The sequence below is a fragment of the Trueperella sp. LYQ143 genome (assembly GCF_046599595.1).
In the GTDB taxonomy this organism is placed as follows: domain Bacteria; phylum Actinomycetota; class Actinomycetes; order Actinomycetales; family Actinomycetaceae; genus Trueperella.
In genome coordinates this window covers 39,322-55,341 of sequence record NZ_JBKIWR010000008.1, presented here as the reverse complement: position 1 = coordinate 55,341, position 16,020 = coordinate 39,322, and the positions used below count along the sequence as shown (strand labels likewise).

The 16,020-nt window shown below is 51.8% G+C and carries 10 protein-coding genes, 1 tRNA gene and 1 riboswitch; of the genes, 5 read left to right on the top strand and 6 right to left on the bottom strand.

The features are described 5' to 3' along the window. Positions 1-330 precede the first annotated feature (330 nt). From ACLHIL_RS03935 to ACLHIL_RS03925, 3 genes are all read left to right on the top strand, one after another. A complete protein-coding gene (locus tag ACLHIL_RS03935) occupies positions 331-3,252 on the top strand; it encodes an AAA family ATPase (RefSeq protein ID WP_411296648.1) in 2,922 nt (973 codons plus the stop codon). A gap of 749 nt (positions 3,253-4,001) precedes the next feature. Further along, positions 4,002-4,115, top strand: a riboswitch (SAM riboswitch). Between the two features lie 12 nt (positions 4,116-4,127). After that, positions 4,128-4,946, top strand: a complete 819-nt coding sequence (locus tag ACLHIL_RS03930; RefSeq protein WP_411296647.1) for a hypothetical protein — start codon at positions 4,128-4,130, stop codon at positions 4,944-4,946. 554 nt (positions 4,947-5,500) lie between these two features. Further along, complete coding sequence (locus ACLHIL_RS03925) at positions 5,501-6,316, top strand: hypothetical protein (protein ID WP_411296714.1); 816 nt, start codon at positions 5,501-5,503, stop codon at positions 6,314-6,316. A 1,080-nt stretch (positions 6,317-7,396) separates the two neighbouring features. Here the strand turns inward: ACLHIL_RS03925 and ACLHIL_RS03920 are convergent. Next, on the bottom strand, positions 7,397-7,846 hold the full coding sequence (locus ACLHIL_RS03920) for a hypothetical protein (RefSeq protein WP_411296646.1): 450 nt from the start codon (positions 7,844-7,846) through the stop codon (positions 7,397-7,399). 524 nt (positions 7,847-8,370) lie between these two features. Here ACLHIL_RS03920 and ACLHIL_RS03915 point away from each other — a divergent pair. Both ACLHIL_RS03915 and ACLHIL_RS03910 read left to right on the top strand, forming a co-directional pair. Then, a complete protein-coding gene (locus tag ACLHIL_RS03915; RefSeq protein ID WP_411296645.1) occupies positions 8,371-8,556 on the top strand; it encodes a hypothetical protein in 186 nt (61 codons plus the stop codon). An 85-nt stretch (positions 8,557-8,641) separates the two neighbouring features. Then, positions 8,642-9,061, top strand: coding sequence for a Fic/DOC family protein (locus ACLHIL_RS03910; protein ID WP_411296644.1), 420 nt, complete (start codon positions 8,642-8,644; stop codon positions 9,059-9,061). A 90-nt stretch (positions 9,062-9,151) separates the two neighbouring features. On the opposite strand, the gene ACLHIL_RS03905 is transcribed toward ACLHIL_RS03910, so the two are convergent. The 5 genes from ACLHIL_RS03905 to topA form a co-directional block, all read right to left on the bottom strand. Beyond that, positions 9,152-9,227, bottom strand: a tRNA-Thr gene (locus ACLHIL_RS03905). Positions 9,228-9,405: 178 nt separating this feature from the next. Continuing rightward, the gene (locus ACLHIL_RS03900) at positions 9,406-10,986 is read right to left on the bottom strand and encodes an alpha/beta hydrolase (protein ID WP_411296643.1); all 1,581 of its coding nucleotides are present in this window, start codon (positions 10,984-10,986) and stop codon (positions 9,406-9,408) included. A gap of 388 nt (positions 10,987-11,374) precedes the next feature. Further along, positions 11,375-12,574, bottom strand: a complete 1,200-nt coding sequence (locus tag ACLHIL_RS03895) for a DNA polymerase III subunit delta' (protein ID WP_411296642.1) — start codon at positions 12,572-12,574, stop codon at positions 11,375-11,377. A gap of 2 nt (positions 12,575-12,576) precedes the next feature. Further along, positions 12,577-13,224 carry a dTMP kinase gene (tmk, locus tag ACLHIL_RS03890; RefSeq protein ID WP_411296641.1) on the bottom strand — a complete coding sequence of 216 codons (648 nt, stop codon included), beginning with the start codon at positions 13,222-13,224 and terminating at the stop codon, positions 12,577-12,579. Further along, the gene (topA, locus tag ACLHIL_RS03885) at positions 13,224-16,007 is read right to left on the bottom strand and encodes a type I DNA topoisomerase (RefSeq protein ID WP_411296640.1); all 2,784 of its coding nucleotides are present in this window, start codon (positions 16,005-16,007) and stop codon (positions 13,224-13,226) included. Before topA ends, tmk begins: the two co-directional genes overlap by 1 nt. Positions 16,008-16,020: the final 13 nt, after the last annotated feature.

The window sequence follows — 16,020 nt, the reverse complement described above, 5'->3', positions numbered from 1 at the left end:
CAGGATTTGCCCTGCGTAAGCACGCCGTACATAGGGCAAAGTTTACCTTTCGCCGGAAGCCTTGCGCGCCTCACGCAGCCTCCGTACCCTCAGCGATACCACCTGAAATCAAAGGAGCATTACACCTGACCTCTTCCTCACGATCAGCTTGCCGCAGCACACCCGTCGGTTCCCCAGGGACCCGCACACGCCTACTAATTGACGCTAGCAACTAGCTAATTAGCGCTGGCAACTGGCATCAATTGGCCTAGCTGCTATCAATGACTACTGGTCAATCACACCCGTTTCCACCCGTCTTTCGTCCCCTCTAATGCATACATAAGGAATATCGTGCAGTTCTTCAAAGTACATTTCGTTTTCCCGTCACATCCATCAAAGTTTGACGCAGATCCGTTCGCTTCGATAAGCCGTAACATACCCAGCGATATTACTCAGCTCAGTGATCCGCATTTTGTTGCAATACCCGTCGCCTCCAGATTTAGTCAGGAATCCCTTGCGGTATATATCCTCAGCTCGTGGGATCACACCAGCGAACAGGATTTGACTAAGGCTACGCATGAAGCACTGAAAAAGTGGGGCTTACCTACACCCGAAAAGCTCAGCTTTACCCAACATGTCGTTAATGCCGGCGAGTTTACCCGCCCAAGCGAATACCTCTTCGGTCAGCTAAGCAAAGCAAATATGGCACGCCTGGGCCTGACTCGTTTTGCCGATATATTCCACGATTCCACCTGGGCAACAGACTGGATTATTGACGATTCCAAACCCTTACCAACACTGATCGATGAACTACCGCCGAATAACTGGCACTCCCCCGTCATGGACGAACTTGCCGTCATACAATCTGTAGCGCGCACCGAACTCACCGAATCTCAGAATTTGCGCTTCCCCGTCTCCTATGTTTTTCATCAAGCAACGGATACCGGGCACATCCCCGCATTAACGCTTCTCCTATCTGCCCTGGCAGCGCAGAACCGAATATCAGGGCACGTCTTTGAACTCGATTTCGACGTACCGCGCCCCTCCTTCGAACACCCACGCTTTATTCCCACCGCCGCCGCGCTAAATGGAGTGCTGGGCAATACCCTCGTGCTTAAATACGGTCGCTTTGACGCCCTAGGAAAAGTCAACGATCGCGGTTCTGCCGCAGAAAATTTCAAACAGTGGCTTCGTGTCATTGCACCATACGAAGGAAAACTCCAACTCATTATCGTGCTAACAACCACCGACGAGGAAGTCCTCCAACTCGTACAGGATTATCTGCCAGGGATAGTTCAAGTCATTCGCCCACTCGCTGCCCCATCGCTAGGCGATCACGATGCAGCACACAAATATCTGCACATGCGCGCCACATCCGACGGCGTTGAACTCAACGACCGCGCCTTAGAGCTCCTTTCTGAACACGCCCACCGTTCAGGCGATATAAGCGTAGAGCAGACCTATCGCCAGTGGTATCGCGAGGAGATCCTCTTACGAGACTTCCCGCAATATCAGAAACTCGATCAGCACACCGCGCAACCCGACCCCCAACAACGCCTCGCCGCCCTTATCGGGCTGACTGAACCTAAGCGGGTCATTCAGTCATTAATCGGACGGCAGATCGCCGTCAAACGCAAGATCAACTCAGGTATTCCCGTCACGTTGCCCACTATGCACATGGCTTTCGTCGGTGCACCAGGAACTGGAAAAACTGAGTTCGCCACTCGTATCGCCGATCTTTTCAAAGCCCATCATCTGGTTAGTGAAGCTCGGGTCGTTACCGTGACGGGAAAATCCCTCACCAGCGATCACTTAGAACGCGCATGCGGCGGAGTACTTTTCATTGACGAGGCATACGCCCTGACCGGGCGCGAGGTGTTCATCTCGGAACTTATCAGCTACATGGAACTCAACCGAAGAAATACCGTGGTCATTCTTGCTGGCTATCGACGTGAAATCAACCAGCTCCTGGCAACCAATCCTGGTTTCCGCTCTCGGATAGCTCATGTGATTAACTTTCCGGATTACACCTCAGAAGAAAAACTCGCGATCTTTGAGTTCATGGTGAACCAGATTGAGCACAATTTAACCCCTGAGGCACGCAGCTTCGCTCGCGAAGTCTTTGAACGGATGGGCGTACCCAGTGACCAAGGAAACGCCCGTTTTGTGCGCTCACTTTTTGAGAAATCCCTGGTTGCTCAGGAATTTCGGCTATCTCGCTCCATTATGAGTTCCGACGAGGAAACTGCTGCTGTGGGCACTCCTGCTGTTTGTGCTGCAGATACTACAGATACCGCTACTACTTCGATGCCTGCGCAACACACAACCAGCACGACCAGGACTGCGATAACTGCCCAACCGGAGAATCAGGACGCCGATCAACGCCTTATCATCGAAGCGGATATTCGTCAGGCAGCTCAAGCGATGGATATTGACGCAGCCCAACGTCAAAAAGAATTAAGCGAATTATCCCTGGATGACATGATCGGTCTGAGCAATGTGAAGGCAAAACTAGCGGAATACTTGACCTACCATTCACATGCACGCCAACGACGTGACGCCGGAAAACGTACCGCCCCGCTCCCCCTTCACATGGCTTTCAAAGGAAACCCCGGCACTGGAAAATCTGAGGTTGCGAGGCTCGTCGGTCATGCGCTTGCCGAAGCCGGGGTGCTTGCCACTGGATTGTTCGTGCCGGTAAGTGGTTATCAGATCGCCAATCCCCTCGCCGTCAGTGCGGCTTTTCATCAAGCGCGCGGAGGAATCCTTTTTATTGACGAGGCATACTCCATCAATCAGCCCAGCGCCGACGCCCAAGCAGCAATTGTGGCGTTATTGGATCACATGGAGCAATACCGAGATGAGGTTGTTGTCATTCTGGCTGGATACACCAAGGAAATCGACGAACTAATCCGAACTAATCCCGGTTTTGCTTCTCGGGTAGATACTCACGTCATTTTCGAGGACTATTCGCCTGAGGAGCTGGTGGATATTGCAAAAATGATGGTTGCCCGTGCGGATTATTCGCTCTCAGAAGCGGCAATTACGGCATTAACTGAGATGTTCCGTTCGCTGTGTGGCACTCTCGGCTTCGCCAATGCTCGCAGCGTGCGCAACATTTTGCATGCCGCCTTGAAGAAACATGCATTGCGCATGGTCAACAGCGGGCTGGCAAGTGACGCAACAGCAGATGACGTTATTGACGTCTGCGATCTTGAACAGCCGCTACAGGATAACAGACCTCATCACATTGGATTCCAGATCGGCGCCTAACCAGGAGTCCTTAGCGCAAAAGAGAAAGTACACAGGTAGGTGCGAGAGGAGGGAAAGAAGATCGGAAAGGCAGTGACTACCGCCTGACCTTTCCATACTTTGGGGAAACGTATTTCCTGCTGAGGTTTGCCAGGTGTTCGCCAATCAGAGCTAGCTAGGCGGGATGCGCTTTTACATGCCGAACCTGCAGACCAGAGCAGACGAACCAATTTAGATACGTGCTGACGGTGAGCCGGTGGCTGAATATGAGCCAACGAGCAGACATACAGCAATGCACACAATAGCTAAGAATGTATCAATCTGTGCGCTGGTCACAGTCTCACCTGCTGGAAACTAACGACCAAAGGATACATGCCGGTAACACGTACCGACGGCAAGCCCGCATTGGATAGTCACTGAATCCCAGATCTACGTCGGATTTCCTGGCGCTACGGCAGATAGATATGCGCCGGATCGCCAGAAGGGTGCGAGCTACCTGCATTACAGGCGCAGGGTGACAACGTCTTTCAGCGCGAGGTTTCGTTTCGATGGCAGTGTTTTACGGCGGTGACGGCACTTTATAGCACAGATCATGTTACACAGTGAGCAGCAGGCGCTGGAGGCAGGCGGGATATGCTGTTCCCGTCAGAAATACTTTGGGTAATGACGGACACCCAAAAAATATATTGCAGAAAAGGGAATTCTGCTCTAGAGTAGCAATCGCCTGGTCGGTACGACTCAAACCTCTTTGGGAAAACTGGTCAGGTAACGATCAAGAAGATAAACGCCAAGCCCTTCAGCTTGTTTATCTGGCAACCGCGTTTTCGCACACGGTGCCCCTGAAGGAAGATCCGCAGCGAGAGAGACTCGCTGAATAATGCGAAAGGAGTTCCGCAATGCGAACCGTAAATACGACTGATACCAATATTCTCGGCACTTTTAACCGCCACACCATCCCTGGTGAAACAGTGTTTAGGGCGACTGTAGTTGGCACGCCTCAGGGTTTTGCCTCGTCGAGCGGCACCAAAACGGACGTCAATACTCATATTTCATCACATGCTGCCGGAGCGCTCGTCAGCACCCACAATCCGATATATGAGATGGAATCACTCACTGACGCTCTTGCAATATCGCATACTGAAACCACCGCCGTAACTCCTATGCCATCATGCGCCAAAACTCTAGATAAATGTGCCGCACTACCGCCTACCAAAAACGTGATTGCAACTTCTATCTCACCGCGCACTGGGGCTTTTACAGCTTCCGAACCGCCATATAGCAGCACCCCAGTTGAGATCCCCGCGTCACCATCGACTGAAACCCCAGTTGAAGCTCCAGCACCGGCGAAAGCGCCGGAAAAGCCAGATGTTTGGGAAATGCCAAATGAGGGTATGCAGTGGTGCGATTGTGGTGCGGGTTGCGAAATTGACCGAGAAACCGTCGAAGATGAACTGTGGTTTATTCTCGAAGACATCCCGGAATGGGTATCCCACCGGACAGTATGCCAGGTCATCCAAGAGCTGTGGAATTACGAAAGCGTATGCAACTTCTTCTTCGACCACGTCGCGCTTTCCGCTAGGGCGGTCTATGGGAAAGTAGCGGAAAAGTATCCGTATTCGGTGGCAGTGGACATCGTTGGATATTTCTCTAAAACCTGGAACGGCTGCCCGGAAATAGCCTGCGAGGGCGGGCTCAACTGGAGTGATATTGACTGACGCAGGCCTGCTGTTAGAGCAGATGGCGTCAGGCGCATAACTCAAGTGTTATAGCCACATTCACTCCAGAAATATACGGTAAACGCAACTTTCCACTCAATGCCAGAAGTAGGTGAGGTCATACGCCACAAACATTGGCGTTGGCTGAGTCTCGGAAAGCGGATCGGGATTCTTGGGGATGACGGGTAGCATGCCGGTATTGCCTGATCGCTAATATCAACGCCGCAAGGTCGTAGGCTTTGAGCAGATCGCGAGATACCAGAGGCAACTGGCACAGCCCTGGCTCTGATGGTCACAACGCCAGCAAATCAAAAGCTCAGCGGCAGCCATGCCAGCTTCCCGTAAGCTGGCATGGCTGAAAAAGAAAAAACAGAGGGAGAAGACGGGACGTTTTCAGGGAGGGGGCCCCCCCCCCCGCCGCCTTGCTTATACCCGTCCTGCTATAAACGACCATAAAATCGCTATACACGCCATACACCACTATAAAGCTGCTATAAGCCGACGCTCCTGCCTCGGTATGCTTGAGCACGGGCAAACCGAGGATGGGGGTCGTGATGATTGAGCACGCCAAAGAGTTCATCCGCTCTTACGTCTATTGGATCGGACTCCTCTACGGCTTGGCCGTCATCCCGGGATACCTGCTTTTCACACTCGGACTAGCCCCAGTAAACACCCCATTATGGGCGATGCCCATCGTCGCTTTACTGCTATTTTATATTGACCCACCCTCACGATGGCGTTTACCTCGGCGTGCATCCCTATCTTCCCGACTAGCAGGAACCGGCTTCGCCTCCGCCACCCTCGTCGCTTTTGACGCGACTTTTTGTAACCATTACGGATCGCGACATTGGGGTGAAACGCTCATATCCCTTGGCGTGGCATGGCTCATTTTTGCTATCGCGGCTGAGCTAAAGTCCAATCACACCCAGGTAAGCCAACCCGCCGAAGGAACCGCAACCACTAAATCCACGAAAGGCACCGACGCGGTCCGTACCTTTGCGGCATGGGTTGGAATCTTCTTCGGGATCTTCGCCATTCCCTCTGCTGGGCTTGCGGCAATGGGGACGTTGTTGATGGTGTTCCCACTGTATGGAGCATTCTTGACCGGCTTCGTTCTGTTAGCGGTTGACCCACCACGACGCTGGCCGCTTCCGCGTAGAACCACACTGTGGATAAAGATCATAGCCAGCGGTGTTGCAGCATTACTGTTGTGTGCGGAGAGCTCCATCTATCGCGATACGAGTGCGGACGAAATTTGCTTTGGCGACTGGCAAGAAAACCTCCTCTTTTGTATGAGCCCCTGGATCGTCTATACCGCAGCGGCTATATTCCTATACTTCACGCATAGACGCAATCACCAAAGTTGTTGATCCCACCCATAACAGCCTTTAATAACACTGAAAAATCAACAAATCATTCATATTTTTAGTACTTGGTGTACCGAGATAACTCGTCAGCACTCCAGCATGGCACATCAGTATCATCAGGCGCTGAAACTGACTCCAGAAAGAAAACCCACATGGCGTCGGAATCTCTCACAAAACGCTACCGCCACTCCGGCGCGCATTCGACTGCCATCCAATCCGTATTACCCGCCTAACGGACGAGCAAACCCACATGAATACCCGTCATCCTGCATCGAGGCAACCTTGATCTTCGCCCAATCCCGCGTCGGTAACACATCAACTGCAATACAAACAACAGGACTCCTCCTGCCCCGCACACATTCCATCAAAAACTAGTCGGCGAAGTTCTCCTTCTCCGACGGAAAACCCGAACACCCTTAGCAAGGGTCACTCTGAGCGCGTCGAGTTCACCCCTCCCCTGCATAAACTTGACGTCCGTATCATTAATGTCATTATTATCCACATACTCATTTCTTGTTATAAATAGTTAGTGAATAATGCTCTACCATTGAATTGGTTGAGTGCACGGTGGCAGTATCCAGAAAGTAGTGCGATGCATACTGGCAAGGATTCATCTAAACATGAGATTAAAAGCAGGTGGCTGGTAGGAATCGCGTTTGTGTTTTTCACCTGTCATATTTCCTACTATCTTTTGCTATCTACTTTTCCTAAGTTTCAGCTAGTTGGCTCGGTTTTAATAGTCGCTTCAATGCCGCTAAGCGCTTTCCTTGGATGCGTACTACCACTGATGAACGTTAGTTCTCGCTCCTTGTTGAGATGTGGAGGTGTTATTTTCATAGGGATCCTGACCGCCTACGCCACGCGGCTTATAACCGAGGACGCCGATGCGACAATGCGGAAAATGTTTTGTGGTCATATTTCGCTCAATATCGGACTATATATCGCTCTCTGCCTCCTGGCAGTTATCTACCATAAACAAAACCTTCATATTCAACGCCTAAGATCTGCTCACCCTAAAATCTCCGGTGAATCTTCAGAATCAACCGAGGCATAACTGCCTGCAATGCGTTACTTGGGCGAAGATTACCTATTCATCGCCTCATTAAGAGCTTCAACAAACCTTTCGACAAATGATTCTTTATGGTCAAGAATTACTTTTTCTCCGTCTTTGATAAGGATATGCACCGATGTTGTATTCGGATGTCCTGCCTCAACTTCTTCCTCATCACCATTGAGAGTGAACCAGCGAAGCGTAACATCGCTAGGGTTAAGTTTTCTCGACATAGGTGAACAGATCTGATCTGGAATATCGGCTTCTGAAGTCGAGTACGTATCTACACAAACCTCATCGTCGTACTGGTAGACATCAACCGTATTGACCCCAGAAGTGACACTATATACAAGATATTCCTCATCAATTTTTGGAGGACCGACGTAAACTCCTGGGATTAAATCAAAGTTGAGCGCAATGAAAATTCCCCAAAGAGAAAACAAGATAGTAGCGACGATAAGGGCAATTTTCCTTATCGTCATGTAGAGAGCATACCTTCTCATATACTTACTACCAGCGTTCACTTACTCGCTCTTCCACGAAATTGTCGTAGCTCGGTAGCTATACACCCTATAGCCAAAACCGCCTCCAGGGTAGGTAAAGCCAACAATCCCTGCCAGCACCACAAGAGCATAACCCGAAAGTTATAGCCACAGTCACTCCAGAAATATCCAGCAAACACAACTTTACACTCGATGCCAGAAGTAGGTGAGGTCATACGCCACAAACATTGGCGTTGTGGAATCTATTTCAGAGTCATCACTAGCCAGACTATTGAGATTCAAACAGTCCATACATGAAGTGATAGCCTCGTTGAGGAAAATGATGGGGTTCTCATGGCATATTCACCTCTCTTGACGGCGAGAAACAGGAGCTAAACATCGGAGAATCCCAGGATACGAAATCAGACTAGAACAACCTGAAAACGTTGATTATCCAAGGATTTACTCTAGTGAATAGGCAGTGAGCTGAGTATAGCTGAACTACTGGAAAAGGAGGGAGAGCGATGAGTAGCACAGATATTAACACTCGAAAAACTGATGAAGAAATCGTTGACGAAGCGATGGGATGCGTGCGCTTAGCAACCGGATACGTGCCTGAAGATCTGCGTCCTTTTCTTCTGAAGGTTGCCCGCCATGAGATGACGATGGAGGAATACCGCGCGATTGTACTAGATAAATATGTTGCTTAGTGAAGGGAATGAGTATCCCACTTGGGAGTCGTATTTCTACCCTGAAACTATAGATCCCATCACAGGGTGCGGTTGCCTCATTAATGTGGCTAATATTCGCGATGGCGAAGTATTGCAAAATGTTGAGACGTCTTTTACGATGGTGCGCGCTATTGAATGGCTCGATAAGCCGCTTGTTGAGGATTTCTCCTATGAGCATTTCAAAGCCATCCACCGTCATATTTTCCAAGATGTTTACCCGTGGGCCGGTCAAGAACGTCACGTTGGCACGATCAAGGGCGGGCACAGGTATTATCCGCCTGGTCCAGGATTAACCCGCGAAGCTGAGCGGTTATTCGATAGTCTTGGTACAGATAACTGCTTGCGCGGGCTTGACCGGCAGGATTTCGTGAAAGCACTGGCTGAGTATTGGGGTGAAATCAACGTCGTTCACTCATTTAGAGAGGGCAACACTCGCACTCAGTCAGTGTTCTTTCCCCAACTAGCCGAACAAGCCGAAAAATAAACCCCTATGCGCTGACGAGCAAAAACACCCATCCTGATTCGCTACCCGACCTCGCCGGGCGTTGTATCAAAATGGGTGTCTACGCATAACTGGAGCCACCTGAGAGAATCGAACTCTCGACCTATTCATTACGAGTGAATCGCTCTGCCGACTGAGCTAAGGTGGCACGCTGCAAGCAGCTAGATCAATCTACCGAACATCCCCATAGAATTTCAAATAGGCAGACGTGATCTGAGTGACGTGGGGGCGCTACCCGCGTAGCCCGCGTACGCTACTCGCACCCCATACACTACCCGTGCTACCGGCGGCGCCCCTCGTCCTTCTACTTTTGATCCCGCTTCTTCTTAGTTTTTTCCTTCGCAGGTCAAGCCGTCTTGCGGAGCCTTTCCAGTCAGCAAATATTCATCAAGCGGTTTGCTGATACAGTCCCCCGCCCGACCATAAGCCGTGTGGCCATCGCCTTTCCACGTCACCAGCACACCATTATCAAGATCCTTTGCAAACTTCTGCGCCCACTCATACGGCGTTGCCGGATCACCCGTCGTGCCAACAACTACGATCGGTGCCGAACCTTTAGCAACGTACGGGCCTAATGGAGTCTTACGCCCACCACCAGGCCAAATAGAGCACATATATTCGCTGTACTGCATGAGCTTGCCAAAAATAGGAGCTTCCTGAGCCGCCTGCTGCGATAGTCGCTTCCACTCTTCCGGATTTCCTGTTACCACGGTATCCGCACAGCTAATAGCCCAATTTGCTTCCATCATATTACTCGTCAATGTATCGCCCTCACGCGAAATATACATATCGAAGAATCGTTGGAATAGCCCCGCTTTTCCGTCATTAACAAGCTCATCGAACGCTGAAGTCAATGCCGGCCACGCCATATTGTCATACAGAGGAAGGATCACGCCATACAGCAGCACCGTATCGTTAACCGTCCGGTTATCCTCACCTGGGAATGGCGTCTTTTTCGCTTGCTCCGCTAGTTGGCTAAACTTTGCGCGAGCTTCATCCACGCTATTACCTAAGGGGCACTTATTCGACAAACACGACTCTAAATACGCGTTGAAGGCCCGCTCAAAACCTTTGGTCTGCGTCAGATACTGGTCAAATGAGGATAGGGAGTCATCCACTGCTCCGTCAAGAATTAGACGCCCCACATTCTTCGGGAACAACTGAGCATACATTCCCCCGAGAGACGTTCCGTAAGAAAATCCAACATAGTACAACTGTGGATCGCCGAGGACATGGCGCATAACATCCATATCCCGTGCCGCCTCTTCCGTCCCAAGGAATTTCAGCACATCACCTGTTCGGGCAACGCATCCATCGACTACTTTCTTCGCGTCAGCCTCATTTTGTGCCGTTCCCTCTGGCGTATCTGGATAAGACGCTTCAATAACAGAAATCAGCTCTTTATCAGGCAAACAATCCACCGGCGTGGAATCTCCAACACCACGTGGATCAAAACCTATGAGGTTGAAGGAATCTAAAATCTCAGAATCGAAATACTGATCGGCCATCTTTGCGATTTCTTGACCGCTTGCCCCCGGACCACCCGGATTCGTCAACAGATTCCCAATCGCCGTACCCCGCGCCGGAACCATGTGCATCCGCAATGTAATCGTCTTCCCGTCAGGATGCTGATAATCCATTGGGACCGTCAGATCAGCACATTTTTGCGAATCGCAGTCCGTCCACGTCAATTTCTGGGTATAAAACTTCTCTAAACCGGAAGGGATAGCCGGCATAGGAGCTTCGATTGCCTGCGGAACCAAGCTATTTGTTGACTCACTTGTTGATGAAGAACTGACTTTCCCCGACGGATAACCAACGTTATCAACGTTGACATCTGCTGAACACGCAGCCAAGCCCATTGCCGATACGGCAATAACGGTAGCAATCTTCTTGTATGACTTCACCCCATAAATCTAAGCCATTTCGTCATATTCAGCATCTGTTGTACACAGATCTCCAGGAAATACCCACACGAATAAAACTGTGGAAAAGTTTCTACACAAGGGCAGCTTGATAGCTTTCCATTTTGTTCAGATTTCAGCTCAGTAAAGCACCTATTACCTCGGCAAGCAGCTATTAAATTCTGTAACGCGCCCATTAAAATCGGCAAAATATTCATTACATAAGTAGCTATTGGGAATCTTCCTTGAGGATTGTTTTAGGGCAAACTCGCAGATTAGCCATTGAAATCCAGCTACTAAAACTACCTATTAAGAACAATCAATATGAAAACCTGGCCAGGAACGTCATCGGCACTAGCACACCAAAGACACGCCTATATCATTGCGCCTATTATTGCGCAATACGAGCCTGCATTAACGCCGATTCCATTAGTAGCTGCGGGGCTACATTCGACGTCAATCTCGTACGAGCCTCCGCTAGCGCATCAATGCGGCGCAAAATCGATATTACACTGTTTTGCTCAGCACACTGACGGATATATTTCTCATAATCCGAATTAACCAGTGCAACCTCTGCCCCCATTTGGCACACGAGCACATCGCGAAAAAACGAGATCATATACGTTAGTTCCCGATCAATCGTATCCTGCAAGCGCCGAGTTGCCCGTCGTTTCGCATCAACACCAGCACTCTTCATCTGAGCACGCAAAGCTACCGGAACTTTCGCCCCCACTTCTAACCCAAGAGCCGCCAACCGCTCCGCTTCCTCCTGAGCAATCGACTCCTCATCCGCCGCTTTCGAGGCTCCACCCATAAGCTGCGGATCAACTAAAACCTGGGCCGCCAACGCCGCATCGCCAACACCTCGCACCTGCACCAAAAAATCTAGGGTTCGCGAGCGCAACTCCACCGCCGTCTTATCAGTGATAAGCGCCTGCGCTAACCCTATATGGTGCTGCGCCGCCGCAACCGCAACCCGAGCTTCTTGCTCACTTGCCCCATGCCGCCGCACCAGCAAATCAACAATTGCCTGCTCCGACGGCGTTACCAGATTGACGTTCCGGCAGCGCGACCGGATCGTTGGCAAAACATCTGCAACCGCCGCCGTACACAGCATCCACACCGTCCGTGGGCCAGGTTCTTCAATGGCTTTCAGCAAGACATTCGTTGTGCGAGTCAACATACGATCCGCATCTTCGATAATGAATACCCGCCAATGCCCACTGCCTGGCGCTTGATAGGAGCTGGCAACATAACCACGCACTTCATCCGCGCTAATCGTCACCAGATCCGTGCTCACCACTGTTACATCCGGATGATTACCGGCCATCACCGCACGACACGACGAGCACTGCCCACAGCCGAGTTCCTCGCCGGTACACTCCAAGGCTGCCGCGAAGGCGCGGGCGGCGAGCGAGCGGCCCGACCCGGGCGGGCCGGTGATGAGCCAGGCGTGGCTCATCGCAGCCGATGCCATCTCCGACTGACTAGAGTCAGCGAATGCGCTACGCACTTCATGCGCGGCCTGAGCAGCTCGCTGTAATTCGCGGACCGCCTCTTCTTGCCCCACCACGTCGGAAAATACATTCATGGCTACTGTGCATCCACCGTTATTGCTCTTCTTTCGAGCGCTCCCTCAACAACCGCCCAAACATCTGCAGCTACTTCATCAACCGTCTGATCGGCATTCACTACCGCAAAGCGATCGGAATACTCCTGTGCCATCTGCAAAAACTGCTTTCTGACCGCCGCATGGAAACTATCCCCTGCCGACTCTAGCCGATCCAGCTTTCCTCCCGTTCGCTCATTCGTCCGTCGGGCACTAGCCTCCGGCGATAAATCCAGCAAGATCGTTACATCCGGGAGCAGATCATTCGTCGCCCACATCGAAAGATTGCGAACCTCATCCTTACCAAGCTGACGGGCAACCCCCTGATAGGCAACAGAAGAATCGAGGTAGCGATCCGTGAGCACCACTTCCCCGCGTTCCAGAGCAGGGCGCACCACCGTATCAACATGGTGCGCGCGATCAGCCGCATACAGCAGTGCCTCAGCCCGCGGCCCCATATCCGATCCATGCAGCAGCAAGTGACGGATCTGCTTGCCCAATTCCGTTCCGCCAGGCTCTCTCGTCACGCACACGCGATACCCGCGTTCTTCGAGCTTTTTGGCCACAATCGCCGCCTGGGTGGATTTTCCGGTGCCATCCCCACCTTCAAAAGAGATGAAGCAGCCCGCCATTATGCATCCTTCTTTGTTGTGCGCGCGCTCCGAGACGTCTTAGCTGTGCGACTCGTTGTTTTCTTCGCCGAGGCTCGCTGTGATCCGCTAGCTTTCTTGGCCGTTGAGCCTTTCTTTGCTGCGGCGCCCTTCTTTGCTGCCGATGTGCGCGAGGACTTAGTTGCCCCACCGGATTCCGCAATTTTAATCCGACGCAAAGCCAGTAGCTCTTGAGCGCGCTCCGGCGTAATAGTATCCAAGTTTGCCGCCTCAGCCCGCGGAATCGAGGCGTTGACAGTACCGTCAGTAACATACGGACCAAAACGCCCCGTCTTCATAACGATATTGCCCCCGGAAACTGGATCTGCTCCGAACTCTTTAAGACTGGTACGGCTTGCCGCCGCCCGACGCTTCTTCGGCTCAGAGAGGAGCTGTTGGGCCTCTTCCACGGTGATTGTAAAGATTTGCTCTTCCGATTCCAAGGACCGCGATTCGCTGCCACACGTAATATACGGACCATAACGACCGTTTTGCGCCCGAATAATCTCACCATTGAATTCGCCGATTTCACGCGGCAAAGTCAGGAGTTCTAAGGCTTGTTCCAAACGGATGGTCTGTGGGCTCATCGTCGAAAACAGGGACGCAGTGCGCGGCTTCGGCTTCACCTTGGAAACCTTCCCCGTCGCGGTATATGCCACAGCATCATCAGGCAAAACCTCTGTAACATACGGACCAAAGCGACCATTCTTAACGATAATCGGATAACCCGTCTGCGGATCACGACCCAACTCGCGTTCTTCTGAACCAGAATTTTCTAGTAAATCGAGCGCCCGCTCTAAGGTCAGCTCATCGGGAGCGACATCATCAGGAATCGTTGCTCGCCCAACCGCTTCCCCGGCAGAATTGCTGCGCTCCACATACGGGCCATAGCGCCCAATACGAATCGCAACCTCGTCAGAAAGCTTTAAGGTATTAGCCGCACGTGCGTCAATTTCTTCCGCAAGACCATCCACTTGGGCATGCAAACCCGTACTGTTCGTATCCCCGTTATAAAACTCCTTGAGATATGCCACCCGATCCTGCTCACCAGCAGCGATATTATCCAGCTCTGTTTCCATCTCAGCGGTGAAGTCATAATCGACTAACTGCGGCAGATTATTTTCCATCAATCCCACCACAGCAAACGCCAGGAAAGTCGGCACTAGAGCCTGCGACCGCTTCGTTACATATCCGCGATCAATGATCGTTGAGATCGTTGACGCATAGGTTGACGGCCGCCCGATTCCTCGCTCTTCTAAGGTTCGCACCAAAGACGCTTCTGTGTATCGCGGTGGTGGCGTCGTCTGATGACCTTCTGCCGTTGCTTCAGCGTTACTCACATGCTGCCCGACGGATAGCTCCGGCAACTGCCCTTCTGCCTCGTCCTCATATCGTTTCTTATCGCGACCTTCTTGGTATGCCGCTAAGAATCCCTGTTCGGTGATTACCGTCCCCGATGCCGCCAATTCCGCCTGCCGCGCTCCAGCCGCGTCAATTGACGCGTGCAACCGCACCGAAGCCGTCACGCCCGTCGCGTCAATCATTTGACTGGCCAGCGTTCGACGCCAGATCAGCTCATAGATCTTTAACTCCAAGCCAAAGAGCACCGACGCTAATTCCTGTGGCGTGCGGAAAGACTCACCGGCTGGGCGAATCGCCTCGTGCGCTTCCTGAGCGCCTTTCGATTTTGCCGTGTAGATACGCGGTTTTTCTGGCACGCTCCGCGCACCATACATAGCTGCCGCCTGCTTACGCGCGGCACCGATGGCCTGACTCGATAGATTCACCGAATCAGTACGCATATAGGTGATGTAGCCGTTTTCATACAGCGACTGTGCTGCTCGCATCGTCTCCCGAGCTGTTACGCGCAACTTACGAGAGGCTTCCTGTTGCAAGGTGGAAGTTGTGAACGGTGCCGGTGGGCGCCGACGATAGGGCTTCGTTTCCACTGAGGCCACTCCAGCCTGACTATCAGCCAAAGATAATGCCACTGCTTGCGCATCTGCCTGCGTCAAAGCTAGCAGATTATTTCCCCGTGCCTTGGCGCTAAGCTGCCCGTCATCATCAAAATCCTTGCCAGTGGCGATTCGCCGCCCATCTAATGCAACGAGCTTAGAAACAAATGACTCTCCGGCTGCATCGTGAGTGACAGTGACATCCCAATAGGAGGCCGGACGGAAAGCGATACGCTCCCGCTCACGTTCAACGATCAAACGGGTCGTCACCGATTGCACTCGACCAGCCGAGAGATTTGGCGCAATCTTGCGCCACAGCAACGGCGAAACTTCATAACCGTAGAGTCGATCAAGAATTCGGCGGGTTTCTTGCGCATCCACTAAGGGGATGTTGATGTCTCGCGTATTATCCAGGGCGCGCGAGATAGCTTCCTGAGTAATCTCATGAAAGACCATGCGCTTAACCGGAACTTTTGGTTTAAGGACTTCGCGAAGATGCCACGCAATTGCTTCACCTTCGCGGTCCTCATCGGTGGCGAGGTACAGTTCGTCAGCCTGCTTCAAAATCTTCTTGAGCTCTGCGACCTTTTTCTTTTTATCTGCGCTAACCACATAGTAGGGTTCAAAGCCATTCTCGACGTCCACTGCGAACTTCTTATACGGCCCTTTTTTCATCTGTGCTGGCAGATCACTCGGGCGCGGAAGATCTCGCACGTGACCTACACTCGCCTCCACAACGTACGGGGAGCCTAAATACTTCCCGATCGTTCGCGCTTTCGCAGGCGACTCCACGATCACTAGCTTCGACATCTGCTCTTACCCT

Bases quoted from the DNA above. Each gene is read 5' to 3' on its own strand.
- ACLHIL_RS03925 (WP_411296714.1), top strand. From the start codon at position 5,501: ATGATTGAGCACGCCAAAGAGTTCATCCGCTCTTACGTCTATTGGATC.
- ACLHIL_RS03930 (WP_411296647.1), top strand. From the start codon at position 4,128: ATGCGAACCGTAAATACGACTGATACCAATATTCTCGGCACTTTTAAC.
- ACLHIL_RS03920 (WP_411296646.1), bottom strand. From the start codon at position 7,846: ATGACGATAAGGAAAATTGCCCTTATCGTCGCTACTATCTTGTTTTCT.
- tmk (WP_411296641.1), bottom strand. From the start codon at position 13,224: ATGGCGGGCTGCTTCATCTCTTTTGAAGGTGGGGATGGCACCGGAAAA.
- topA (WP_411296640.1), bottom strand. From the start codon at position 16,007: ATGTCGAAGCTAGTGATCGTGGAGTCGCCTGCGAAAGCGCGAACGATC.
- ACLHIL_RS03895 (WP_411296642.1), bottom strand. From the start codon at position 12,574: ATGAATGTATTTTCCGACGTGGTGGGGCAAGAAGAGGCGGTCCGCGAA.
- ACLHIL_RS03915 (WP_411296645.1), top strand. From the start codon at position 8,371: ATGAGTAGCACAGATATTAACACTCGAAAAACTGATGAAGAAATCGTT.